Genomic DNA, 23,447 nt, shown 5'->3' with positions numbered 1-23,447 from the left:
GGGCAAGTGTGCCGCAACGCATTTCAGGGAGTGGAGCACCGATGGGGAGACGAGAGAAGCCGATCGACATCCGGTCGGGCCCGATTGCCGCGTTCGCGGGCGATCTGCGCAAGTTGCGGGCCACGGCGGGCAATCCGTCCTACCGGCAGCTGGCCAGCGTAGCCCTCTACTCCCCTTCCGTCCTGTCGGACGCCGCGGGCGGCCACCGGCTGCCGACGCTGCCGGTGGCGCTGGCTTTCGTCCGCGCCTGCGGCGGCGACCCCGGGGAGTGGGAGCGCCGCTGGCGCGAGGCGCGCGGAGACGGCGCGCCTACCGAGCCGCTGCCGATCGTGGTGGACGAGACAGCCGACGCGGGACCGCCGCGCCCGGTCCAGCTGCCCATCGGACCGGACGATTTCGTCGGCCGGGTCGCCGAATTCGACGGCACGCGCGCGGCGACGGCGGGCATCGCCGACTCGCGGGTCCCGGTGGTGGTGCGCGGCCCGGTCGGCGTCGGCAAGACCGCTTTCGCGCTGCGGTTCGCGCACCGGCTCGCCGAACAGTTCCCCGACGGGCAGCTGTTCGCCGACATGGCCGCCATCCGCGGCGACGACGGCGCGCCGCTGGAAGTGATGGCCGGTTTCCTGCGCGCGCTGGGCGTCCCCCCCGATCAGGTACCCGCCGACGACATGCACCGGATCGGGCTCTACCGCTCGATGCTCGCCGAGCGCCGAGTCATCGTGCTGCTCGACAATGTCCGCGACGAACCGCAGGTGCGCCCGCTGCTGGCGCGCTCGCTCAACAGCCAGATCGTGGTGACCAGCCGCTCGCGGCTGCTCGGCCTGGACGGGGTGCGCCGCGTCACCCTCGGCCCGCTCCCCCGCGCCGAGGCGGTCGACCTGCTGCGGCTGCTCATCGGCGGCGACCGAGTCGGGGCCGAACCGGCCGCGGCGAGCAGCATCGCTCAGTTCTGCGGACACCTGCCCCTTGCCCTCACCATCGCGGGTCGCAAGATCGCCGCGCAGCCGGGGCGGCGCCTGTCGGAGATCGCCGCGCGCCTCGCCGAGGGGGTGAACGTGTCGAACTGGCTGCGGATCGGCGATGTGAGCCTGGCCGACGCGGTGCTGCCCGCCTACCTGTCGCGGCCGCCGTTGGCCAAGCACGTGCTGCACATGCTGGCGGGCGGGGCCGACGAGGTGACACCCGCGACGCTGGCGCGCACCCTGCACATCTCGATCGAATCGGCCGAGTACGCGATGGACAGTCTCATCGACGGCGGTCTGCTGCACCGGGTCTCGGAGCCCGAGCGCTATGTGATGTCGCCGTTGATCGGACAGGTCGTCGCACAGGAGGCGGACCGGTTCGCGCTGCGCCGCGGCGCCGACGACCTGGACGCCGACCCACTACGCGCGGCCATCGGTTTCGACAGCGGTTTCGGGCGCTGAGCCGAACATGTTGTCCGGCTTTGACGTTCGATTGTCCGCGGTGGTCCCCGACAGCGCCGATACGGCCGGTTCCGGGGTTAGGTTCGTCGAGTTCGACCAGATCAGGACAACGACTCAGGAGGAGCCGACGTGGCGGACGAGATCCAGCAGAGCCGGGCCAACGCGTTTCGAAACCTGCACGCGGCGGGCACATTCGTGCTGCCCAACGCATGGGACCCGATCAGCGCCGCGGTGATCGCGCAGGCAGGCGCCCAGGTGATCGCCACCACCAGCGCGGCCGTGGCCTGGGCGCTCGGCCGTACCGACGGTCAGCGGATGACGCGCGAGGAGGCCGTCGCCCAGGTAGCGCGGATCGTCGCGGCCGTCGACGTGCCGGTCACCGCCGACGTGGAGGGCGGTTACGGTCCCGCGCCGGCGGACGTCGCGGCCACCGTCACCGCCGTCGTCGGCGTCGGCGCGGTCGGCGTCAACGTGGAGGACTCCACCGCGCCGGGCGGGCCGCTGTTCGACCGCGCGGCGCAGGGCGACCGGTTGCGCGCCGCACGCGCGGCGGCCACCGAGGCGGGCCTGCCCGAACTGGTGATCAACGCGCGCACCGACGTCTACCTGTTCGGAATCGGCGCGCCCGAGGAACGCTTCGACGAGGTGCTGGCCAGGGCGGTGGACTACGCCGAGGCGGGCGCGGACAGCCTCTTCGTCCCCGGCCTGCTCGACCTGGCGACGCTCACCGATCTGGTGGGCAAGTCGCCGATTCCGCTGAACGTGATGACCGGGCCGGGCGCGCCGAGCGTGCCGGAACTGGCCGCCGCGGGCGTGCGCCGAATCAGCCTCGGACCGGCGCTGGCCCAAGCCGCCTACGCACGGGCCGCTGCCGCCGCCCGCGAACTCCTCGACACCGGCACCTACTCCGAACTCGCGGACGCGCTGGACTTCGGCGCGGTCGAAGCGCTGCTGCGCTGAACTGTCGAAGCGCCGTCCGGGACGTCGAAGCGTAGCCACGCCGAGACATCCCAGCGCTGCCGCGCCAAGCCTCCCGAACGCCGACCACATCCCGATCCCGGCGATCAAGGACTCACCATGAACGCAATCAGAACCGATTCTCGCACCGGCGTTTTCGCCGCGCTGCGCCAGACCCCGCGCCCGGTCGTCTACCTGCTCGTCGGCGTGCTGGTGAACCAGCTCGGCGCCTTCGTGCAGACCTTCCTGGTGCTCTACCTGACACATCGCGACTTCAGCATCGGCCAGGCCGGTCTCGCGCTCACCGCCTACAGCGCGGGCGCGGTGTTCGGGACCATGCTCGGCGGCGAGCTGACCCACCGGCTCGGCCCGCGCTCGACCATCATCGCCGCGATGACCGGATCTTCGGTCCTGCTCGCGTTCATCCCGCTGCTGGCGACGCCGGGCATGTTCGCGGTGTTGCTCGCGGCGGTGGGCGCGGCGGGCCTGGTCACCCAGTCCTACCGGCCCGCCGCAGCGCTGATGCTCGGCGACTTGATGCCGGAAGAGCATCGGGTGATGGGTTTTTCGATGATGCGCATCGCCCTGAACGGGGGCGCTGCGCTGGCGCCGCTGATCGCCGCGGCGGTGATCCTGATCGACTGGAACCTGCTGCTGTGGCTGGACGCCGCGTCCGCGTTCACCTACGCGGTGCTGGCGCTGCTGCTCCTGCCCAAGGTGACGGCGGTGCAGGACGCGCCGGAACCGGCGGCCGAGCGGCGCACTGGCTACGGCGTGATCCTGCGCGACCGGCGCTACCAGCTGTTCCTGGCTTCGGTGCTGATCGGCTCGATCATCTACGTGCAGTACACCGTCGCGCTGCCGCTGAACATCACCGCCGACGGTCACTCCACGGGCCTGTACAGCGCGGTGCTCGTCACGGCGTCGGTGGTGCTGATCCTGTGCGAGCTGAAGATCACCTCCTACGTCGAGCATCTGCGGGCGCCGCTGGTCGGCGCGGTGGGCACTGCGATCATGGGGCTCGGCGTCGCCGGATACTCCTTCGCCGAGCACGGCGCCGCGCCGATCCTGCTGGCCACCGTGGTGTTCGTTTTGGGCGTGATGATCAACGGCCCCACCATGTTCGCCTACCCGTCGACCTTCCCTTCGGCGGTGAAGGCGCGCTACATCGGTACCCACCAGGCCACCTTCGGCCTCGGCATGGCGCTGGGCCCCACGCTGGGCGTGCTGGCCTGGGATGGCCTGGGTTCCGGGATCTGGCCGCTGTGCGGCGTGCTGGGGCTCGTCGCGGCCTGGTGCGCCTACGCCGGGATGCGGGAGGACAAGGCGGATACGAGCGAGTCCGAGGTGAGCGAAAAGCCCGACGTGCCAACGGACATGGAGGTATCCGACGAAGCCGACACCGACGCGGCGACGGGCACCGCGGTGTCCACCGTCAAATCCGGCACCGGAGCGTGAACGCCGCACACCGGCGCCACGAGGCGCGTTCCGCGGAGGCATCCGCCGATCGAGTACACGATCGGCGGATGTTTCGCGTTCACCGCGAGTTTCCCTGCGACCGCGCGGTTCTCGCGTCACCGCGCCGACGCGCCGTCGCTCGATTAGCCTCTTACCCGCAGATCGCACGACATCCCCTGCCGAACAGGCACTTTCGTACGAGATGAAGGCACCCATGAACCTGACATCCCATCTTCCCGCCGGCCGCGGCGCGTACGTCGAAGACAGGCTGCGCAGCAATCTCATCGCGTGGCTGACCACGGTCCGCCCGGACGGCAGGCCAGACAGCGTGCCGGTGTGGTTCCTGCTGCGCGAGGACGAAACGGTCCTCGTCTACAGCCAACCCGGCAAGCAGAAGTTGCGCAATGTGGCGGCCAACCCGCACGTGAGCCTCGGCCTCGACGTCACCGACATCGGCCGCGACATCGTCCGCCTGGAAGGCACCGCCGAACTCGCCCCCGACCAGCCGCCCGCGGACCGGGAGCCGCGATACGCGGCGAAGTACGCCGAACGCATCGGCGCGATGTTCGGCACACCGGCGGAGTTCGCCACGATGTTCTCCGCGGCCATGGTCATCACGCCGACCCGCCTGCACAGCAGCGGGTCGGTGACGTCGCTGGACTGAGCGGCGGCAGGAGTAGGCGACCTGCCTGGGGCCCGGCCGACAGTCCCCGATGTTCCGCGGGTGCGGCATCGGGGACTGGTCGTCGGTGGGTCCTGCGAGGATGCCCGCGAACGTTGTCGAACGCGGGAGAAGTGCATGACGGACAAGACTTTACGGCTGATCGGCGAGCTCATGGATTCGGCGCCGCCGCCGGGTTCGTTCGCCGCGCGTCGGACGGGCTCGGCGGAGAACCTGGTGATCGAGGTAGCTGGGGTGGGGCCGATACAGTTGCCGGTGACGCCCGCTCAGGCGCGGCGACTGTGCGAGATCGCGCGGCCGGCGCGGTACGGTCTGCGCGAACAGACCCTGCTGGACGCGAAAGTGCGTGACACATGGGAGGTTCCGCGGGATCGGGTAACGGTCGACGAGCGGAGGTGGCGCGAGACGTTGCTGCCCATGCTGGACATCCTGCGAGCCGAGCTGGGTCTGGCGCCGGACTGCGAGTTGTCGGCGGAGTTGCATTCGATGCTGGTGTACGAGCCGGGACAGTTCTTCCAGCGCCATCAGGATTCGGAGAAGGCCGACGGCATGATCGGCACGCTGGTGGTGACGCTGCCTTCGGCGTTCACGGGCGGGGAGCTGGTGATCGAGCAACACGGGACGAAGATCACCGACCGGGGTTCGCCGGAGCAGCTGTCGTTCGTCGCGTTCTATGGCGACTGCGAACACGAGGTGCTGCCGGTCACCGACGGTTTCCGGATCACGCTGACCTACAACCTGGTGGCGAAGGGGCGCACCGGCCCGGACCCCGCCGCTTACGCCACGCATCCGTCGCTCGGGTTACTGGCCGAGCAGTTGCGCGCGCACTTCACCACACCGGTGGAAATGTCGACGTGGCCTTCGCAGCGGGAGCCGGCGAAACGCCCACCTCGGCAACTCGTGTACCTGTTGGATCATCAGTATTCCCAGCAGGGATTCGGGTGGGATCGACTCAAGGGTGGCGATGCCACCCGTGCCGGGATGCTGCTCGCGGCGGCCGACATCGCGGGATACGACACCTCACTGGCGCTCGCGGAGGTCGAGGACTCCTACGAGGAGGACTACACCTCGTGGATGCTGATCTATCGGCAGCGTTGGGAGCGCGTCGCGGACGGGTGGAAATGCGTCGAAAGCGCCGACGTGGAGTTCGATGAAGACGGGGAAATGGTGGAGCCCGAGCCCGATGACCCCGCGAGCCTTCCGGTGCTCCCCAGCCTTCCGGTGCTCCCCAGCCTTCCGCTGGCCCCGGGATCGGAGGATCTCGGCGAGCTGCGCTGGTCGACCATCACGTTGACGTGGCTGATCGACCCCTCAGGGGCGGCCGGTGAGCCCGCTGTGCGGGAGGTCGGGGACGAGGAGTTGTGTACGGGCGCAGCGAAACCGACGCTCGAGCCGTTCGCCTCGGAGATCGAGGGGTACATGGGCAACGAAGGAAACACCGCCAATTTCTGGTACCGGCGCGCGGCGATCGTCATCCGGCCCCGCCAGTAGCATCGCCCGGCAAGCCCCTTGCGCGGCGTCCAGCACCTCTGTCGCACAAGGCAAAAGGCGGTGGCGTTCAAACGCCACCGCCTTCGTCGTTTCCGCTCAGTCCACCCGCACCGCGAACAGATCCAGTTGCAGCAGCTGCGAGACGGCGACGTCCCTGGTCCGGTTCGACCAGCCGGACTGAACCTTCTGGAACCACAGTGGGATCGCGGGCATGTCCTGGAGGATCTGCCGCTCGGCCCGCTGGTACAGCACCCAGCCCTCGCGTTCGGCGGGTGCGGCGTCCGCGCCGGCGAGCAGGGCGTCGACCGCCGGGCTGGAGTAGCCGGTGCCGTTCACCGCGGCGCCGGTGCGGAAGATGGGGTTGAGGAAGTTCTCGATGGACGGGTAGTCGGCGACCCAGCCGGAGCGGAAGATCGTCGACATGCGGCGGTCGTTGATCAGCGTCCGGAATTCGCCGAATGTCGGCACTGGCGCGTACCGGCATTCGCGGCCGAGTGCCCTGCTGATCGTCGTGCAGGCCGCGTCCATCCACACCTGGTTGGCCGAGTCGTCGTTGGAGGTCAGTTCGATCGGCCCTTGAAAGCCGGTCGATTCGAACAACTCGCGCGCCCGTTCGGGGCGGTACTCGCACAGTTCCCCACATTGCCCGGCTACGTACCCCGGCACCGTGGACGGCACCAGTCCGTCGGCCACGAGCTTGTCGCCGTCGAAGGCGGTGTCCACCACGAATTTCCGGTCGATCGCCATCGAAATGGCCTGCCGCAAGCGCGGATCCGCGTACCTGGGATCGTAGAGCGGGAAGGACACGGACTGCACGCCGAGGTAGGTGTGCGACAGGTTCCGCCCGGACAACTCGGACTTGTACCGGCCGCCCGCCAGCGCGTCGGCGGGGACGAAGTCGAGATAGTCCAGCTCGTTCGCCACCACGTCGGCATAAGCGTCCTCGAGCGCCTTGTAGAACCGGAACTCCACGCCCTCGATGTGCGGCTTGCGCGTGCCGCCGTAGGCCTCGTACCGGTGCACGACGATGTTCTCGCCCGGGGTGTGCGAGACGAAACGGAAGGGGCCGTTGCCGACCGGTTCGGCCTCGAACCCGGCTCGGTCGGCGAAGAAGCTGCTCGGCAGCGGGAAGAACGCCGCGTAGCCGAGCTGGGTCGGGAACGCCGAGAACGGGGCCGAGAGGGTGACCTCGAACCGGCGATCGTCGAGGATCCGCAGACCCGAGAGCCGGGTCGCCGAACCATCTCGCAGCGCCTCGTAACCCTGGATGTGCGACAGGTACGTGGCGCCCTGTAGTTCGTTCGGACCGAATGCGGTGTAGTTCCAGGCGTCCACGAAACTCTGTGCGGTGACCGGTGTTCCGTCGTGGAAGGTCCAGCCCGGGGCGAGGGTGACGGTGTAGACGCGCGAATCGGCGGTGACGATGGATTCGGCCACCGCGTTGCGGGGTTCGGCGGTGGCGGTGTCGTATTCGACGAGCCCGGTGAACAGCGCGTTCACGATCTTGACGCTGTCGCGTTCGGTGGCGTCGCCCGGGATCAGCGGGTTCTCCGGCTCGGTCCCGTTGTAGCTCAGAATGTCTCGATCCGAAGAGTTCGCGGTGGGATCGCCGCCGCAGGCGACGGTGAGCAACGCGGCGGACGCGACGGCGGTGATCCCCGCGGCGACGCGCAGCGCTAGTGATCTGGTCGAGGTGCTCATCTGGCCAGCTCAGCAGAGCGCGAAATTGATCGGCAGTGCTGTGCCGCAGAAACCTTCAATCGACTGTCAGGCGCGACAGACCGGCCGAACGGCCCCGCTGTCGACAGGTTGTCGTGCGGATCGGCGCGCGGGTTTCGGTCAACTCACGCAGCGCATTCACTGGATCGGAGCAACTGATACCCATCGAGACTCAGGTGGAAATGTGAGCGATCACGAAGTCGACGTCCTGGCCATCGGCGCCGGACCCGCCAACCTCGCGCTGGCCGTCGCGCTCGAGGAATCCGACGCGCCGCGGCTGGCCCAGCGGACCATGCTGCTCGAACAGCACCCCGACGTGAAATGGCAGCGCAACCTGTTGCTCCCGTGGGCGCGCAGCCAGGTGTCGTTCCTCAAAGACCTGGTGACCCTGCGCAATCCGCGCAGCCGGTTCTCCTTCTTGAACTTCCTGTACGAGCGCAGGCGCCTGGACGAGTTCGTCAACCTGTCCACCTTCAACCCCTACCGCTGGGAGCTGTCGGAATACCAGCAGTGGGTCGCGCATTCGCTGGAGCAAGTCGCAGTGCGCTACGACGCCCGCGTCACCGCGATCGCGCCGCGGCGCACCAGCGACGGCAGGCTCGTCGGCTGGACCGTCACCCTCGCCGACGGCGACACCGTCGACTGCCGGGACCTGGTCATCGGCACCGGCCGCGACGCGCACATCCCCGAGGTCTTCCGAAACCTGCCCGAGGACCGGGTGATTCACAGCACCCAGTACTGCACCCGGGTCGCGCAGCTGCCGACCGACCGGCCGATCCGCCCGGTCGTGATCGGCGGCGCGCAGAGCGCCGCGGAGATGTTCATGGCGTTGCACACCGATCTGCCGCAGAGCGCGCCGACCATCGTCATGCGGTCCATCGGCCTGCAGAACTACCAGACGAGCAAGTTCGTCAACGAGCTGTTCTTCCCGTCCTTCGTCGACGAGTTCTATCACTCCGAGGCCGACGTGCGCGGTCGCATCCTCGACGAGGTGCACCTGACCAACTACGCGGGCCTGGCCCCACCCTTCCTCGACGAGCTCTACGCCATGCTCTACCAGCAGCGCATGCTCGGCCGGGAGCGCTCGACGGTCCGCTCGATGACCGAGGTGGCCGGCGCCAGGATGGACGGCGACGACGTCGTGCTCGAGCTGCGCGACCGCAAGAACGGCAAGGTCGAGCCGCTGCGCTGCGACGTGGTGCTGCTCGGCACCGGATACGAGCAGACGATGCCCACGCTGGTTCGTGATCTCGCGGACGAACTCGGGCTCGACGAGGTCTCGGTGAGCCGCCGCTACCGCCTCGATCTCGGCGAATCCGCTTGGGGCGCGGTGTATCTGCAGGGCGTCAACGAACAGACGCACGGCATTTCCGACACCCTGATCAGCGTGCTCGCGCACCGCTCGCAGGACATCGTCGACGACATCCTCGACCGCCGCCACGTCACCGCGGGCGCCTTCCCGGAAAGCCGCACGGCATGATCGAGATCCGCAGCCTGAACCGGGACGGCCTGGCCGAGGCCTACGGCGTCGCCTCCGAGCGGCTGCTGCCCTGGCCCGCGCTCAACGCGCCGTTCGAGGGCGCGTGGTGCGTGCTGCGTCCCGGCGACGTCTCCACCGCGCACGCCCACCACGAGTACGAACTGTTCATCGCGATGACCGGTCGCGCCGTCCTCGAAGTGGACGGCGAGCGGCGCGAATTCGTGGCGGGCGACCTCGCCCACCTGATTCCCGGCACCACCCATCACGTGCGTAACGTCGGCGACGCCGATTTCGAGTGGTACGCGATCTGGTGGGACACCGACATGTCGGCCGAATTCGTGCGCAGGCATACGACGGAGCCATCACGCAAGTCGAGCAACCTTGTGCCGCAGAAAGATTCGGTGACATCGTGAACGGCCCCACCGTCGTCATCTCCCCGGCGCCGACCGCCAACGGCGACCTGCACCTCGGCCATATCGCGGGTCCCTTCCTCGCCGCCGACGTCTACACCCGCTACGCCCGAGCGACGGGCGGGCAGGTGCTGTTCGGCACCGGCGTGCAGGACACCTCCACCTATGTCACCACCACCGCGCACCGCCTCGGCCTCGAGCCGCAGGCGCTGGTCGAGCGCTCGGCCAAGGAGGTCGAGGCGACGCTGGCGGCGCTCGGCATCGCCGTCGACGCCTTCACCGGATGGGAGCGGCGCTTCACCTCCTATGTCGCCAGGGTCGTCACCGAGCTGCGTGCCAAAGGCGCGCTGCGGCTGCGGCCGATGCCGTTCCCGTACGCACCGAGCACCGGCGAATACCTCGTGGACGGGCACGTCGCGGGCGGCTGCCCGGTCTGCCTCGCCGACAGCTGCGCCGGATTGTGCGAGAACTGCGGGCACGCGGTGACCGCAGGCGAACTGCTGGATCCGCGCTCGACGCGAAACCCCGAGGAGCGGTTGGAGATCCGCGAGGTCGAGGTGCTCGTCCTCCCCATGGAGGACTACCGCGAGCGGCTGCGCGCCCACTTCACCGAGGCCGCGGGGCTGCTGCGCCCGCACGCGGCGCAGGTGGTCGCCGAGCTGCTGAACCGTCCGCTGCCGGACTTCCCGGTGACCTACCCGATCTCCTGGGGCATCCCGGCGCCGGAGCTGCCCGGGCAGGTGGTCAATCCGAACGCCGAGCCGGTCGCCTGGACGATGTACTGCTCGATGCTCGCGGCCGAGAACCGCGGCATGGAGCCGAACTCGGAGGACGCGCTGTGGCGTCCCGAGGCCGCGGCGCAGGTCGTGTACTTCCTCGGCATCGACAACATCCATCCGTTCGGGATCTCGGGGCTGGCGATGCTGCTCGCCCTCGGCGACTACGCGCTGCCGAAACTGTTCCTCACCAACGAGTTCTACGAGCTGCGCCACGAGAAGTTCTCCACCAGCCGCGGACACCTGGTGTGGGGCCGCGACCTGGCGGCGCGGGCGCCGCGCGACCTGATCCGCTTCCACCTCGCGTGCAACAGCCCGGAATTCCAGCGCACCAGCTTCAGCCACGACGAACTGGTCGCGCTGAGCAAGACCCGGCTGGTGGAGCCGTGGAATCGGGTGGCCGCCAAAGCCGACGACTGGGTGTGGCGCGGTGCGCTGCCGATCTCGGATCGGGGCAGGTCCGATGCGCTGCGCATGGTCGAGCGGTTCGAGGTCGCCTACGAGCTGCCCGGCTTCAGCCTGCACCGGATCGCCGAGACGCTGACCCAGCAGCTGGCCCGGCTGGATCGCGTGCCGGTCGCCGACGGCGGGGACTTCTGCCATGAGGTGGACGTGCTGGTGCGCTGCGCCGCACCGTTGCTCGTCGATCTAGCCGAGGCGGCGCTGGCGGGTTCGGACATGCTGCCGGGAACCGGTTTGCGAGAAGTGGCGCGGCGCACCGTGATCGAACCAGTCCGGCTGCCCCGACTGCATCCGGTGCGGGGCTGACATGACCGACGTCGTCATCGCGGGCGGCGGTGTCACCGGCCTGATCGCGGCCGTGCGCTGCGCGCGGGCCGGGCACCGGGTCACGGTGGTGGATCGAGGCCCGATCCCGAACCCGGCGTCGAGCTCGTTCGATCATCACCGTGCGGTGCGGGCGCTGAGCCCTGGCGACCCGGGCGGGACCGCGGCCGCCGCGGAACTGCACCGGCGCTGGCTGCGGCTGCAAGCACTGCTCGGTGGCCCCTTCTACCGGCGTATCGGAGTGGTCACCGGCTGGTCCGCCGCGTCGATCGACTTCGCCCTGGCGGAGGCTCGCCGCAGCGGGTTGCCGGTGCGTGTCGTCGAGCCGAAGTCGTTGCCCCACATCGTGTTTCCTTCGGGTCACTACGGACTACTGGAGGCCGACGCTGGCGTGCTGCTCGCCGAACGGGTGCTGCACGCCGCCGCGCGCTGGTTGCGCGCGCAGCCCGCGGTCACGCTGCTGCCCTGGCGGCAGGTGGTCGAAGTGGACACCGACGCCGCCAGGCTCCGGTTGCGCGACGGCGCGCGACTCAGCGGTGATCTTGTACTGCTGGCGACCGGGGCGTGGACGGGCGAACTCGTCGACGTGCCGACCGTGCTGCACCGGCAGACCACCGTCTACCTGCGCCCGCCCGCCGATCTGGCCGCGTGGTGGGAGCAGGCGCCCAGCGCCGGGCGAATCGGCGCGGACGGCACCGGCTGGCTCATGCCGCCGGGGGCGGGCACCCTGCTCAAGCTCAGCTCCTCCCGGCTCTGCCGCACCGTGGACGACGTCGGCACGGACGCCGAAAGTCTCTATGCGGCAACCGACTACGTGGAGCACGTGCTCCCCGACGCGCACCGGTACCGCATCGCCGCGGTCAAACAGTGCCACTACACCGTCGACGCCGCGACCGGCGGCGCCACACTCGCCCGGCCGGGACCCGCGGTCTTTGCCCGCGCCGCCACCGGCGGCGACGGGTTCCGCACCGCACCGCTGGTCGCCGACCACCTCGTCGAACTCGCGGCCGACCGACCGGCCGCCTGATGCGGAAGGAACCATCATGACCCCCACCAACGACGTGCTGCTGGTGATCGGCAGTGGACTGCGCCTGTACCGGGAATACCTGGTGCGCTCGGTCGCGGCGCGGGCGCGCTCCCGCGGCCTGGATCTGGTGCTGCTCAACAACATCGAACCCACCTGGCAGCACGCCTATTTCGACGAGATCGTGGTCGCCAACGTCTTCGACCACGCCCTGCTGGCCGCCGAGGCGCGCGCGGTGGCCGCCCGCAGGCGGGTGGTCGGCGTGCTGTGCTGGGACGAGCCGCTGGTCCAGCCCGCCGCCGACCTGGCCGACGAGTTCGGCGTGCCCGGCCTGACCGCCACCGGCGTGCGCGGCTGCCGCGACAAGAACCGGACCCGCGCGGTGCTCACCAACGCCGGGCTGGTGCAACCTCGTTTCGAGCTCACCGGCACGCTCGAGCAGGCGCGGGCGGCAGCCGACCGCATCGGCTACCCGGTGGTGGTGAAGCCGCAGGCGCTCGGCGCGAGCATGGGCGTGGTGCTGGCCGCCGACCGCACCGAACTCGACGCCGCCTTCGCCACCGCCACCGGCGCGAGCGCCATCGGCGACGAACCGTTCCGCGGCACCGCCATCGTCGAGGAGTTCGCGGTCGGCCCGGAGATCAGCGTCGACGCCGCGGTCTACAAGGGCGAGTACTTGCCGATGTTCTTGGCGCGCAAGCGAACCGGGTTGGAGCCCTACTTCGAGGAGCTGGGTCATCTGGTCGACGCGGCCGACCCGCTGCTGGACGACGAGGCACTGATCGGCACGCTCGCCGCCGCGCACCGCGAACTCGGGGTGGAGAACGGCATCACGCACACAGAGGTGCGGCTGACCGCGCGTGGGCCGCTGATCATCGAGGTCAACGGCCGCCTCGGTGGCGATCTGATCCCGTTCCTGGGCAAGATCGCCACCGGTATCGACCCCGGCGAGGTGCTCGTCGACGTCGCCACCGGGCACCGCCCCTCGACCAGTCCCACCCGCAAGGCCGCTGCGGGCATCCGCTTCGGCTACCCCGAACACGACACGCTCGTGCGCTCGGTGACGGTGCCCGAGCACGCCCCCGGTCTGGTCACCGCCGCCGCGATGGTGGAGCCCGGCGCGGAGCTGCGGCTGCCGCCCGGCGGCTACATCGCCCGCCACTCGTTCGTCGTGTGCGAAGCCGCCGACGCGCCGCGCTGCGCCGAATTGCTCAAGGCGGCAAGCGCTTCGGTAGAGCTGGTCGGCGATCCGCTGGAGCCGCTCGCGCCCGGCGCCGCGTTCACCCTGCCCGCCGGACTCCTGGACGCCGACAAATGATCAACTACGACGGCCGCCGGTTCCGCAACCCGGACAGCGACGACGGGGTCGTCGCGCGCTACTTCCAGCGCGGCGATCTGGTGTGGGCGTCCTTCGCGGGCGGCAAGGTGCGCCGCGGCGCGCTCAATGGTCTGTGCGACGCCGACGGGGTGCTGCACCTGGCCTACACCATGGTGCTGCACGGCGGCGACATCGTCTCGGGCTTCACCCGTTCGGAACCGGAGCCCTCCGACGGCGGACCGCTGCGGCTGCGCGAAGAGTGGGAACGCTACGGGCCCAACGCGAGCAGCGGGATCTCCTTTCTGGAGGAGATCCGATGAACCGGCTGCTGCGCCGGTTCGGCGTGCGATCGTGGGACGGGTCCGCCGGTATCGACTCGCATAGAGCATCGGCATTGTCCGGCAACGAGACCGACGCGAGCTCGTCATCGACCGGGCGAGCCCCTTCCGATGCGGCAGAGCGCAGTCAGTTCGACCTGGATCTGCGAGTTGCCCTGTCCGGCAGCGCAATCGCACGTCCGGGTCCGGCCATGCCGGTGTCGACATGCCACGATGCGCAGCGCCGGACGAATCCGGCTCAGCCCGAGGATCTCCACGGTGTCGGCCCGCGGCAGGTGCCATTGCCCGGCACCGGAGCCGACCGGCGGTGGGCGGCGATCGGGCGCGGTACGCCCGACCTCTCATCCGCCGCCGCGTACGGCCACGCGACTTCAGCCGAGGTCGGCCGATGATCGCGAGCCTGGACCGCCTCGACGCCGGGACGGTGCGCTACCCCGGCGACGACGGCTTCGAAGCGGTCAGCGTCCCGTTCAACAAGCGCTATGCCGACATTCGGCCGAGCGCGGTGCTGTCGGTCCGCGACGCCACCGATGTCGCGCGCGCCATCCGCTGGGCGCGCGAGGAAGACGTGCCGCTGGTGGCGCGCGGCGGCGGGCACAGCTACGCGGGCCATTCCGTCGGCACCGGGCTGGTGCTCGACCTGCGCGGCCTCGGCGCGGTGCGGGTCGATCCGGCGAACGGTCTGATCACCGTGGGCGGCGGCGCGACCAACGGTGCGGTGTACGCCGCGCTGCAAGAGCACGATCTCGCGGTGCCGCTGGGCAATTCGAATCAAGTCGGTATCGGCGGCTTGGTGCTCGGTGGTGGCGTGGCCGCGGTGTCACGCGCGTTCGGGCTCACCGCGGACGCGTTGGTGGCGACCGAGATCGTGCTCGCCGACGGCAGCACGCTGCGCTGCGACGCCCGCGAGAACGCGGACCTGTTCTGGGCTTGTCGCGGTGGCGGCGGCGGAAACCTCGGGGTGAACACGTCGTTCACGTTCCAGGCCCGTGACACGGTGCCCAGCTCGACCTGCCTGCTGCTGTGGGAGTGGCGCGACGCCCGGCGGGTGCTCGCGGTCATGCAGGAGATCATGGCCGCCGCGCCCGACGAATTCGCGGCGCGCATCGGCGCGAGCCGCGCGGGCGACGATCCCGGCGTCGTGTCGGTGATCGGCCAGCACCTCGGTCCCGCAACGGAATTGCAGGAGCTGCTCGGCCCCGCGCTCGCGACCGCGACACCGCGCCGGGTCGACATCGCCGACCGAGACTACTGGCAGGCCAAGGACTTCCTGCACCACGAGACGTCCGGCGACCCGTTCGCGGTGCGCACCCGGTGCACGCCGAAACCGTTGACCGAGGCCGGGATCGACGTCCTCGTCGATGCCCTCGATCGCTGGCCGGGCAGCGCCAACCCCGACGGCGCGGGCGTCGCGCTGTTCACCTGGGGTGGCGCAATCAACCGAATCCCCGTCGGCGACACCGCTTTCCCGCACCGCGACACCCTGTTCCTCGTCTCCATGGACACCTCGTGGAGCACGACCGACCCGGCGCGCACGGTGTGGTGCAACCTCGAATGGCTCGACGGCCTCTACGCGGAGCTGGGCGGATACGCCACCGACGCCGCCTACGTCAATTTCACCGACCCCGCCCTCACCGACCTGTCCGCCTACTACGGACCCAACCACGCCCGCCTGGCCCGGGTGAAGCACCGGTACGACCCGGACGGCTTCTTCCGCTTCCCCCAGGCGATCACCGCACCCAGCAAGGAGACCCAGGCATGACCCTCGTCGACGAACCACCCACCACATCGCTCGGCGCGGGCGCCGAGATCCTGGCCCGCGCCCAGGCGCTGGCGCCCCGGTTGCGCGAACGCGCCGAGGAGATCGAGGCCGCGCGCCGCCTGCCCGCCGACATCGTCGAACTGCTGCGCGACGCGGGCGTCTTCCGCATGGCGTTCGCCCGCGACTGGGGCGGGCCCGAACTCACCTCGATCGAGCAGACCGAGGTGGTCGAGGCGCTCGCCTACGGTGACGCCTCGGTCGGCTGGTGCGCCATGATCGGCTCCGACACCGGCCTCTACGCGAGGTTCCTCGACGAGCCGGTCGCCAAGGAGATGTTCCCGAGCCTGGACATGGTGACCGCGGGCCTGCTGTTCCCGACCGGCCGCGCCGAGCGCGTCCCCGGCGGGTTCCGGCTCAGCGGACGCTGGCAGTTCGGCAGCGGCATCACGCACGCCGATTGGGTGGTGTCCGGCGCGTTCGTCGTGTGCGACGGCGAACCCGAGCGCGACGCGTCGGGCGCACCGGATTCGCGGCTGTTCATGGTGCCGCGCGCGCAGGTGGAGGTCGTCGACACCTGGCACACCACGGGCCTCGCGGGCAGCGGCAGCTGCGACTACCGCATCGCCGAGGTGTTCGTGCCCGACGAGCACACGCTCGAATTCGCTTCCGTGCGCCACGGTTTCGGCCCGCTCGGTCAGCCCGAGGTGCACATGCGCAACATGCCCGCCGTACCGTTGGGCGTGACGCGGGCCGCGTTGGACTACGCGCGCGCCGAATCGGCCGCCAAGTCCGACGACTACCGCGTCCAGGTGACCATCGCCGAATGCGAGGCCGAACTGCACGCCGCACGCTCCGGCGTCTACGCGGCGCTGCGCCGCCAGTGGGAGATCCTCGCGGCGGGCGGCACGCTCGACGAACTCACCCCGACCGAACGCACCGCGCTGCCTCTCTCGCGCCTGCACGCGTTCCGCACCGCCCGCACCATCGTCGGCCGCCTCTACGACCTGCGTCAGACGGCGGCCATCTACCGACCGTCCCCGCTGGACCGCTGGCTGCGCGACACCAACACCATGTGCCAGCACATCGTCGCCCAGGACCGCATCCTCCAGTCCGCGGGCGCGTACCTGATGGGCGGCACGCCCTCGTTCAAGCTCTGCCTCGGTGTGGTGAGCTGAACGCCAACGAAATTCGGAAGAGAAATGGCGGGGCCCGGAGCCGCCATTTCTCTCCGGCGAAACCATTTCTCGCGCCGGTAGACGAATGGTGGGAGGCGAGTCAATCCGAGGGGCGGCGGACCAGGATCTCGAGGCGGACGAAGGTCTGGTCGTAGGTGCCGTCCGGGCGGAGCAGTTCGTCGGTGGCGGCGACGAGCTCGTCGACCAGGCGGTGCGCGTCGGCGGCATCGGCCTGCCGGGTGAGGGATATCGACGCGGTCGTGCGCAACATGTCGGCGAGCTGGGCGCGGGTGAACGGGCGCAGCTGGGCGACCGTGCGGACGCCGTCGGCCGGGATGTCGAATCCGGTGGTCCGCAGCATGTCGAACACGGTCCCGGCGTCCGGGAACGGCCTGGGCGGTCGCAGCCCGTTGGCGACCGCGATGCGCTCGAGCAGCGCCATCAGGCCCGCCATATTCCCCGCGCCGCCGGATTCCGAGTGGAACCAGCCGCCCGGTCGCAGCGTCCGATACACCGCGCCGAAGACCGCGGGATAGTCCGCGACCGCGAGCCAGTGCAGCATGGACCGGCTCACCACCAGATCCGCGACGCCCGGCTCGAGCTGCCGATCGAACTCGGTGGCGGCGGCACGCACGAACTCCAAGTTCGGCGCCGAATACCGGTCCGCGGCCGCGAGCATGGACGGATCCTCGTCCACTCCGATCACCCGCCCACGCGGCACCGACTCCGCCAGCACGGCGGTGAACTCCCCGCTACCGCACCCGAGATCGACAACGGTGTCCTCCGGCTCGGGCCGAATCCGCGTGAGAAACCACTCGTCCACCGCGCGGTGATGCGCGGAAGTCTCCGCGTACTCCACACCGAGCCACCGCGCCCGCCGCTCGCCCACCATTCCCCGATCCTACGACCGGCGGATCGGAGCCGGGCTCCGAGCGAAGCGCTCGCCACCACCACTGTTCACGGCGCTCGCTATCGGCCGCCGCCCGGCTGAGACACCGCGTCTTGCCGTACGGCGCAAAGGCGCGCATGTCAGGCCGTCGGCTCCTCTTCCGGCACGTCTTCCTCCACGACCCTCTCGGCGTCGACCAGCCCGTCCCCGGTGAGTTCGAGCCGCCGGGTGACCCCGATGTCGTCGAGGAAGCGCGGGTCGTGGCTGACCACGATCAGCGCGCCCTCGAATCCGGCCAGCGCCTGGGTGAGGTGGTGCAGGCTGGGCAGGTCGAGGTTGTTGGTCGGCTCGTCGAGCAGCAGCAGTTTCGGCGCGGGTTCGGCGAGCAGCAGCATGGCGAGGGCGGCGCGCAGCCGCTCGCCTCCCGACAGCGCGCCCGCCACGACGTCGGCGTCGCCACCGCGAAACAGGAAGCGCGCCAAGTGGGACCGGACTTGCAGCGGCGTCGCGTGCGGCGCGGCGGCGGACACGTTCTCGAACACCGAACGACTCCCGTCGAACACATCCAGCCGCTGCGGCAGCATCCGCCACGGCACCTTCGGCGGCGCTTCCGCGATCCGGCGCAGCAGCGTCGACTTGCCGATGCCGTTGCGTCCGGTCAGCGCGATCCGCTCCGGTCCCGACACTCGCAGCGTGACCGTCGGCCCGCAGGCCAGCGTCACCTCGTCCAGCGCGAGCACCTCCTGCCCCGGGTAGAGCCGGGTGCCGGGCAGATCTATGCGAATCTCCTTGTCGTCGCGGACGAGTTCCTCCGCCTGCTGGAGCTGTTCTTTGGCCGTGTCGAGCCGCTCGATGTGGGTGTTGCGCAGCTTGCCCGCCGACACCTGCGCCGCCCGTTTGCGTGCCCCTGCGAGGATCTTCGGCATGTTGTCGGCCTGTTTCTTGGCGTAGCGCTGTCTGCGGTCGAGCTTGACGCGCGTCTCGGCCAGTTCCTGCGCCTGCCTGCGCACATCGTTGCGCGCCTCGCGCACCGCGGACCGCGCCGCCTGCTGTTCGGCCTCGACGATGCGCTCGTAGTCGCCGTAGTTGCCGCCGAACAGCCGCAGCTCGCCGGCCCGCAGCTCCGCGATGGCGTCCATCCGCTCGAGCAGTTCGCGATCGTGGCTGACCGTGAGCACCGTGCCGGAGAACTGCCCGATCACCTCGTAGAGGCGTTCGCGCGCAACGTGATCCAGGTTGTTGGTCGGCTCGTCCAGCAGCAATACATCGGGCTCGGCGAGCAGCTCGGCCACCAGACCGAGCAGCACCGTCTCACCGCCGGAGAGGGTGTCGAGCCTGCGGTCGAGTCCCTCGGCCGAATCCGCGACGTAGTGCAGCCCGAGCCTGCCGAGCAATGCGACGGCGCGCTCCTCGACATCCCACGCGGCGCCGACGGTCTCGAAATCGCGCTCGTCGCCCGCACCGGATTCGATGCGGTGCAGCGCTTTTCGCACCGCATCGATGCCGAGCACCGCGTCGACCCGCTGACCGTCGGCCAGCCCGAGATCCTGGCGCAGGTAGCCGAGATGTCCCGACACCGTGACCGATCCGCGCGCGGGTGTCAGCTCACCGGCGATCAGGCGCAGCAATGTGGATTTCCCGGCGCCGTTGACGCCGACGAGGCCGATGTGTCCGGCCGGGAACACCGCGCCGAGGCTTTCGAACACCGGAGTGCCGTCCGGCCAGGAAAAGGTGAGATCGGAAAGAGACAGAAAGGTCATGCGGAACCCCTGAGGTTGCGACGGAAACGCGGCGCGCAAGATGCGGGCCGCCCGAAGGCGCTACCTCGAGAAGATCAACACACGCTCCGATCGCCGGGGACAAGACTGGTCCAGGTTAGCCATACAGCCGGTGATCGCGCCAGTGCTATTTCGCTCACAATGCCGCGATACCGGTTCCTCTCTGGCGCGAATCATTCTGCGGCCGCGATGAAATCGCCCACCAGCATCGTCCCCGGCCCCCGCCGCGCGCCGGGCCCCGGCTCCCATCGCACCGTCTCCGCGGTGAGCGGTTCCCCGCATTTCTCGCACACCACAACACCCGAAGTGCGCCGCCCGCACGGGCGGTGGACCGAGACCACCGGCGGCCCCTCGGGCCCCGCGCTCCACTTGTCTCCCCAGGCGATCAGCGTCGCCAGCACCGGGTACAGCTCGCGCCCCTTGGCGGTGAGCAGATACTCCCGCCGCACCGGATTCGTCTGGTAGACCCGCGATTCGACGATGCCGTGCGCCCGCAGCGTGTCCAGCCGGGCAGCGAGCACGTTCGAGGCGATGCCGAGATCGCGCCGGATGTCCTCGAAGCGGGTCATCCCGACGAACAGGTCACGCAAGATCAGCGGCGTCCACCGCTCCCCCACCGCGTCCAGCGTGCGGGCGATCGAGCAGACGATCTCGGAAAGGTCAGCCTTGGCCACCGCCCCATCCTAGTCCGTTGCAAAAAACAAGCGACTCGGTTACGTTCACACCCATCGACCAACGGAAGGGTGCGACGACATGTCGGATGTGGTGGACCAGTTCTGCGCGGCGACCGAGACCGCCGATATCGATGCTTTGATGGACACCCTCGCCCCGGACGCCGAACTGCGTTCGCCGATCTCGGGCACCCTCGTCTTCCGCGGCCACGAGGACCTGCGCATCCTGCTGACGGTCGTCTACCGCGGCGTCTCCGGCCTGCGCTGGACCGCGCGGATCGGCGACGGTCCGCGCCGGGTGCTGCTCGCCGAGGCGAAGGTCGGCCCGTTCCGGATGACCGAGGCGATGGTCCTCGACTTGTCCGAGGACGGGCGCATCCGCAGACTCGACCCGCACCTGCGCCCCTGGCTCGCGATCAGTTTCCTCGCCGCCAAGCTCGGCCCCGGCCTGCTGCGCTACCCGGCGGTGATGCGGCGGGCACGAAGCGCCGAAGCACCCGCCGCCGCCTGATACCTAAGGGTTCGCCTGAAGCGGACGATCGGTCGGCAGATTGATGTAGCTCGGCTTGTCCGGATCGATGGCCAAGAGCTGCGGCTTGAGTTCGGTGTTGTTGAGCATCGGCCGGAACGGTAGCCCCTTGGGCGGGTTGCCCGCGAAGACGTCGACCCGCAGCCGATGTCCGGGCTTCAGCACCGCCTGGGTGGGGATGACGGCGATGTCGAGCGCGATCGGCTCGCCCGGCGTGACCGGCAGCATGCTGTCCAGGGTGATCGGGTTGTGCGGCGCGGAGTAGTCGCCGGAGGGCGACCGCTCGCTCTTCGCCTCGTCGACGGCGCGCATCGAGGTGGTCAGCTGGCCGGTGGTCAGGACCAGTGAGGTGCCGTCGGGCGCCACATCGTTGACGGTGACGTTCCAGTAGCCGTCGATGGCGTCGTGCACGGTGTTGAGGTGCACGTTGATCGGGCCGGAGATCACCGTCGGCTCGGTGACCGGCGGGCTGGTGAAGGTGAGCGCGTTGCGTTCGGCGATGCGGGAGTCCTTTGCGCACATGTCCAGGACCGCGCTGAGGCCCGCCGATCCCTGGGCGGTGTCGCGCGAGCAGATCATGGTGAGGCCCGGCGCGATGGTGAGCGTTTCCGCGTCGGCGGGGCGAGTGTGGATCAGCGAGCCGTCGTACTGCACGTGCTCGGCGGTGCCGCTCGGCGCCGCGGACAGGTAGACGCGGCGGTGCACGACGCCGGGCCGCGGAAAGCGTTCCAAGGTGACCCAGCCGCCGCCCTGCTCCCAGACCACGATCGGTCCGAAGCCGTCGATACCGTTGTCGATGCCCTTGAGCCACCGGTCGAACCACGCGCGCTGCAGCACGTCCAGCCGGGGCGGCGCGCCGGGCACACCGGTTCCCGCGCCAGGATTGGCGTGGTAGGTGTCGCCGACGACGAGTTTCTTCTGGTTGTCGGGCAGCGGCATGGCGTTGTACAGCTTGGTCGCGCTGTTGGCGAAGATGTCGTGCCAGCCGCCGTAGACGAAGGCGGGGACGTTCACTCGCTCCGGATGCCCGAGAATGCCCTGCCGGAACGGACTGTCGGCATCGAGCGCGGCCGCCAGCGCGGGCGGCACATCGTCGAGCGACGGCGTCGTCAGCGCCTGGGCGAGCAGGTCGAAGTTGGTGTTCGGGTCCGACACTCGCTCGCGGAACCACGCCCAGTCGAAATTGCCGTTGAGCATCGAGGCCACGTCGGGGATCAGCTTGAGCTGGTTGACGTTGCTGAGCCACATCGGAAGGAACATGGTGCCGATGCCGCCGCCGGGCGCGACCACGTCGCGCATCAGATCGCTGCCCGGTTCCACGGGGAAGATCGCCTTCAGCGGCGCGGGGGCGTCCTCGGCGGCGCGCAGCTGGTTGATCCCGGCATACGAACCGCCGCTCATCGCGATGTCGCCGTTCGACCAGGGCTGACCGGCGGCCCATTGGATGACCTCGCGGGTGTCGAGTTGTTCACGGGCGCCGAGGGTGTCCCAGCTGCCCTGCGAGTATCCGGTGCCGCGGACGTCGACCACGACCAGGTTGTAGCCGCTGCGGATCAGTTTGCGATCGATGCCGAGGACGGTCTGCACCGTGCCGCCGTCCAGCGCGTGCAGCAGATCCTCGAAACCGCTGATGGGCGTCCCCGAGAAGTTCTGCCGTCCCACGAAATCCATCGTGAGCTGCTGCAACCCCGGCACCGCCAACGCCGAATCGATGAGATTCGTCATCAGCTTGGTGTAGGGCGTGAGGTTCACGATCGTCGGCAGCGGCCGCGACTCCGGCGCGCCGCCGGTCTGGGAGGGCCGGTACACATTGGCCTTGAGGACGACGCCGTCGCTCATCTCGATGGGAACGTCCCACTGGATGTCCACATCCGAGTACGGCTGCGGGCCGTCGTGCAGTTCGGTCCACCGGTCGGCGAGAGCCGCCAGATCCGGCTGTTCCGACGCCGGATGATAGGCCCCGATCGCGACCACCGCCAGCACGACAGCGAACGCCCCGACCACCGACCTGATCATCGAGCCCGACAGCCCCCTCGGCTGCAATGTCCTGGCCACCCCTGCCCTTTCCATCGTCACCGGTCACATGAGACAGACTGGGACGATAGCAATCGGCTACCGGGGAATCGGGGACCTTCGGGCCGGTCGGCACGTCGAAACATGCCGCGTCAACGGTCCGGGGCGACCGCCTCGGGGGTCAGACCCGGACGATGGAGGTCAGCGGGTAGTCGCCTTGGCGGCCGCGGCCCTCCAGGAAGCTCAGCTCCAGCACGACCGCCGCCGAGACGATCTCGGCGCCTGCCGCCTGGAACAGTTCCGCGGCCGCGGCCAGCGTGCCGCCGGTGGCGAGCACGTCGTCGAGCAACAGCACCCGGCGGCCCGCCAGGTCGACGCCGTCACCGGGGATCTCCAGGGCGGCGGTGCCGTACTCGAGGCTGTATTCGCGCGTCAGCACGGGCGGCGGCAGCTTGCCCGCCTTGCGGACGGCGAGGACTCCCGTGCCGAGGGTGGCGGCGACGCCCGCGCCGAGCAGGAAGCCGCGGGCGTCCACGCCGGCGACCAGGTCCGCGTCCGGCGCGCAAGCGGCGAGGCAGTCGATGACCGCGCGGAAGCCCTCGGGATCGGCGAACACGGGAGTGAGATCGGCGAAGCGAACGCCGGGCGTCGGGAAATCGTCGCGCCAGCGGGTCAGGCGTTCGACCAGCTCGGCCGCCTTGGCGGTCCGCTCGGCGACAATCTCGTCGGACTCGACCGCCGCGTGCTTACTCATCGACACCTCTCCA

21 protein-coding genes are annotated in these 23,447 nt (G+C 69.8%); 15 read left to right on the top strand and 6 right to left on the bottom strand.

Annotated elements, in window-relative coordinates; genetic code table 11:
* Nucleotides 1-41 precede the first annotated feature (41 nt).
* The 5 genes from ABZV58_RS09575 to ABZV58_RS09555 all read left to right on the top strand — a co-directional run bounded on the left by ABZV58_RS09575 (nucleotide 42) and on the right by ABZV58_RS09555 (nucleotide 6,012).
* Nucleotides 42-1,424 carry an NB-ARC domain-containing protein gene (locus ABZV58_RS09575; protein WP_354999680.1) on the top strand — a complete coding sequence of 461 codons (1,383 nt, stop codon included), beginning with the start codon at nucleotides 42-44 and terminating at the stop codon, nucleotides 1,422-1,424.
* Between the two features lie 129 nt (nucleotides 1,425-1,553).
* Nucleotides 1,554-2,384, top strand: coding sequence for an isocitrate lyase/phosphoenolpyruvate mutase family protein (locus tag ABZV58_RS09570; RefSeq protein ID WP_354999679.1), 831 nt, complete (start codon nucleotides 1,554-1,556; stop codon nucleotides 2,382-2,384).
* 117 nt (nucleotides 2,385-2,501) lie between these two features.
* The gene (locus ABZV58_RS09565) at nucleotides 2,502-3,839 is read left to right on the top strand and encodes an MFS transporter (RefSeq protein WP_354999678.1); all 1,338 of its coding nucleotides are present in this window, start codon (nucleotides 2,502-2,504) and stop codon (nucleotides 3,837-3,839) included.
* A 214-nt stretch (nucleotides 3,840-4,053) separates the two neighbouring features.
* The gene (locus ABZV58_RS09560; protein ID WP_354999677.1) at nucleotides 4,054-4,503 is read left to right on the top strand and encodes a TIGR03667 family PPOX class F420-dependent oxidoreductase; all 450 of its coding nucleotides are present in this window, start codon (nucleotides 4,054-4,056) and stop codon (nucleotides 4,501-4,503) included.
* A 135-nt stretch (nucleotides 4,504-4,638) separates the two neighbouring features.
* Nucleotides 4,639-6,012 (top strand): 2OG-Fe(II) oxygenase, encoded by a 1,374-nt coding sequence (locus ABZV58_RS09555; RefSeq protein WP_354999676.1) that lies wholly within the window; start codon nucleotides 4,639-4,641, stop codon nucleotides 6,010-6,012.
* Between the two features lie 96 nt (nucleotides 6,013-6,108).
* On the opposite strand, the gene ABZV58_RS09550 is transcribed toward ABZV58_RS09555, so the two are convergent.
* Complete coding sequence (locus tag ABZV58_RS09550; RefSeq protein WP_354999675.1) at nucleotides 6,109-7,713, bottom strand: ABC transporter substrate-binding protein; 1,605 nt, start codon at nucleotides 7,711-7,713, stop codon at nucleotides 6,109-6,111.
* Between the two features lie 202 nt (nucleotides 7,714-7,915).
* Here ABZV58_RS09550 and ABZV58_RS09545 point away from each other — a divergent pair, with 202 nt between their 5' ends.
* The 9 genes from ABZV58_RS09545 to ABZV58_RS09505 are packed head-to-tail and all read left to right on the top strand — an operon-like array spanning nucleotide 7,916 to nucleotide 16,800.
* Nucleotides 7,916-9,211 (top strand): SidA/IucD/PvdA family monooxygenase, encoded by a 1,296-nt coding sequence (locus ABZV58_RS09545; protein WP_354999674.1) that lies wholly within the window; start codon nucleotides 7,916-7,918, stop codon nucleotides 9,209-9,211.
* Entirely contained in the window at nucleotides 9,208-9,624 is a 417-nt protein-coding gene (locus ABZV58_RS09540; protein ID WP_354999673.1) for a cupin domain-containing protein, read from the top strand. The genes ABZV58_RS09545 and ABZV58_RS09540 overlap by 4 nt, the downstream gene beginning before the upstream one ends.
* Nucleotides 9,621-11,165 (top strand): class I tRNA ligase family protein, encoded by a 1,545-nt coding sequence (locus tag ABZV58_RS09535; RefSeq protein ID WP_354999672.1) that lies wholly within the window; start codon nucleotides 9,621-9,623, stop codon nucleotides 11,163-11,165. Before ABZV58_RS09540 ends, ABZV58_RS09535 begins: the two co-directional genes overlap by 4 nt.
* Nucleotide 11,166: 1 nt before the next feature.
* Nucleotides 11,167-12,210, top strand: a complete 1,044-nt coding sequence (locus ABZV58_RS09530) for an FAD-binding oxidoreductase (RefSeq protein WP_354999671.1) — start codon at nucleotides 11,167-11,169, stop codon at nucleotides 12,208-12,210.
* A gap of 16 nt (nucleotides 12,211-12,226) precedes the next feature.
* The gene (locus tag ABZV58_RS09525; protein ID WP_354999670.1) at nucleotides 12,227-13,525 is read left to right on the top strand and encodes an ATP-grasp domain-containing protein; all 1,299 of its coding nucleotides are present in this window, start codon (nucleotides 12,227-12,229) and stop codon (nucleotides 13,523-13,525) included.
* The gene (locus ABZV58_RS09520) at nucleotides 13,522-13,845 is read left to right on the top strand and encodes a hypothetical protein (RefSeq protein WP_354999669.1); all 324 of its coding nucleotides are present in this window, start codon (nucleotides 13,522-13,524) and stop codon (nucleotides 13,843-13,845) included. Before ABZV58_RS09525 ends, ABZV58_RS09520 begins: the two co-directional genes overlap by 4 nt.
* Entirely contained in the window at nucleotides 13,842-14,255 is a 414-nt protein-coding gene (locus ABZV58_RS09515; protein WP_354999668.1) for a hypothetical protein, read from the top strand. The genes ABZV58_RS09520 and ABZV58_RS09515 overlap by 4 nt, the downstream gene beginning before the upstream one ends.
* A complete protein-coding gene (locus ABZV58_RS09510) occupies nucleotides 14,252-15,625 on the top strand; it encodes an FAD-binding oxidoreductase (protein ID WP_354999667.1) in 1,374 nt (457 codons plus the stop codon). The genes ABZV58_RS09515 and ABZV58_RS09510 overlap by 4 nt, the downstream gene beginning before the upstream one ends.
* Nucleotides 15,622-16,800 (top strand): acyl-CoA dehydrogenase family protein, encoded by a 1,179-nt coding sequence (locus ABZV58_RS09505; protein WP_354999666.1) that lies wholly within the window; start codon nucleotides 15,622-15,624, stop codon nucleotides 16,798-16,800. The genes ABZV58_RS09510 and ABZV58_RS09505 overlap by 4 nt, the downstream gene beginning before the upstream one ends.
* A gap of 100 nt (nucleotides 16,801-16,900) precedes the next feature.
* On the opposite strand, the gene ABZV58_RS09500 is transcribed toward ABZV58_RS09505, so the two are convergent.
* From ABZV58_RS09500 to ABZV58_RS09490, 3 genes are all read right to left on the bottom strand, one after another.
* The gene (locus tag ABZV58_RS09500) at nucleotides 16,901-17,692 is read right to left on the bottom strand and encodes a methyltransferase domain-containing protein (RefSeq protein ID WP_354999665.1); all 792 of its coding nucleotides are present in this window, start codon (nucleotides 17,690-17,692) and stop codon (nucleotides 16,901-16,903) included.
* A gap of 137 nt (nucleotides 17,693-17,829) precedes the next feature.
* On the bottom strand, nucleotides 17,830-19,449 hold the full coding sequence (locus ABZV58_RS09495) for an ATP-binding cassette domain-containing protein (protein ID WP_354999664.1): 1,620 nt from the start codon (nucleotides 19,447-19,449) through the stop codon (nucleotides 17,830-17,832).
* Nucleotides 19,450-19,640: 191 nt separating this feature from the next.
* Nucleotides 19,641-20,141, bottom strand: a complete 501-nt coding sequence (locus ABZV58_RS09490; RefSeq protein ID WP_354999663.1) for a helix-turn-helix domain-containing protein — start codon at nucleotides 20,139-20,141, stop codon at nucleotides 19,641-19,643.
* A gap of 79 nt (nucleotides 20,142-20,220) precedes the next feature.
* Here ABZV58_RS09490 and ABZV58_RS09485 point away from each other — a divergent pair, with 79 nt between their 5' ends.
* Nucleotides 20,221-20,649, top strand: coding sequence for a nuclear transport factor 2 family protein (locus ABZV58_RS09485; RefSeq protein ID WP_354999662.1), 429 nt, complete (start codon nucleotides 20,221-20,223; stop codon nucleotides 20,647-20,649).
* A gap of 3 nt (nucleotides 20,650-20,652) precedes the next feature.
* Here the strand turns inward: ABZV58_RS09485 and ABZV58_RS09480 are convergent, their stop codons facing one another.
* Nucleotides 20,653-22,737: a CocE/NonD family hydrolase gene (locus tag ABZV58_RS09480; RefSeq protein ID WP_354999874.1), complete on the bottom strand. Its 2,085-nt coding sequence runs from the start codon at nucleotides 22,735-22,737 to the stop codon at nucleotides 20,653-20,655.
* A 124-nt stretch (nucleotides 22,738-22,861) separates the two neighbouring features.
* Nucleotides 22,862-23,434 carry an adenine phosphoribosyltransferase gene (locus tag ABZV58_RS09475; RefSeq protein WP_354999661.1) on the bottom strand — a complete coding sequence of 191 codons (573 nt, stop codon included), beginning with the start codon at nucleotides 23,432-23,434 and terminating at the stop codon, nucleotides 22,862-22,864.
* Nucleotides 23,435-23,447: the final 13 nt, after the last annotated feature.

The organism is Nocardia sp. NPDC004654 (assembly GCF_040609595.1).
GTDB lineage: Bacteria > Actinomycetota > Actinomycetes > Mycobacteriales > Mycobacteriaceae > Nocardia.
This window is presented reverse-complemented; position numbering and strand designations above follow the sequence as displayed.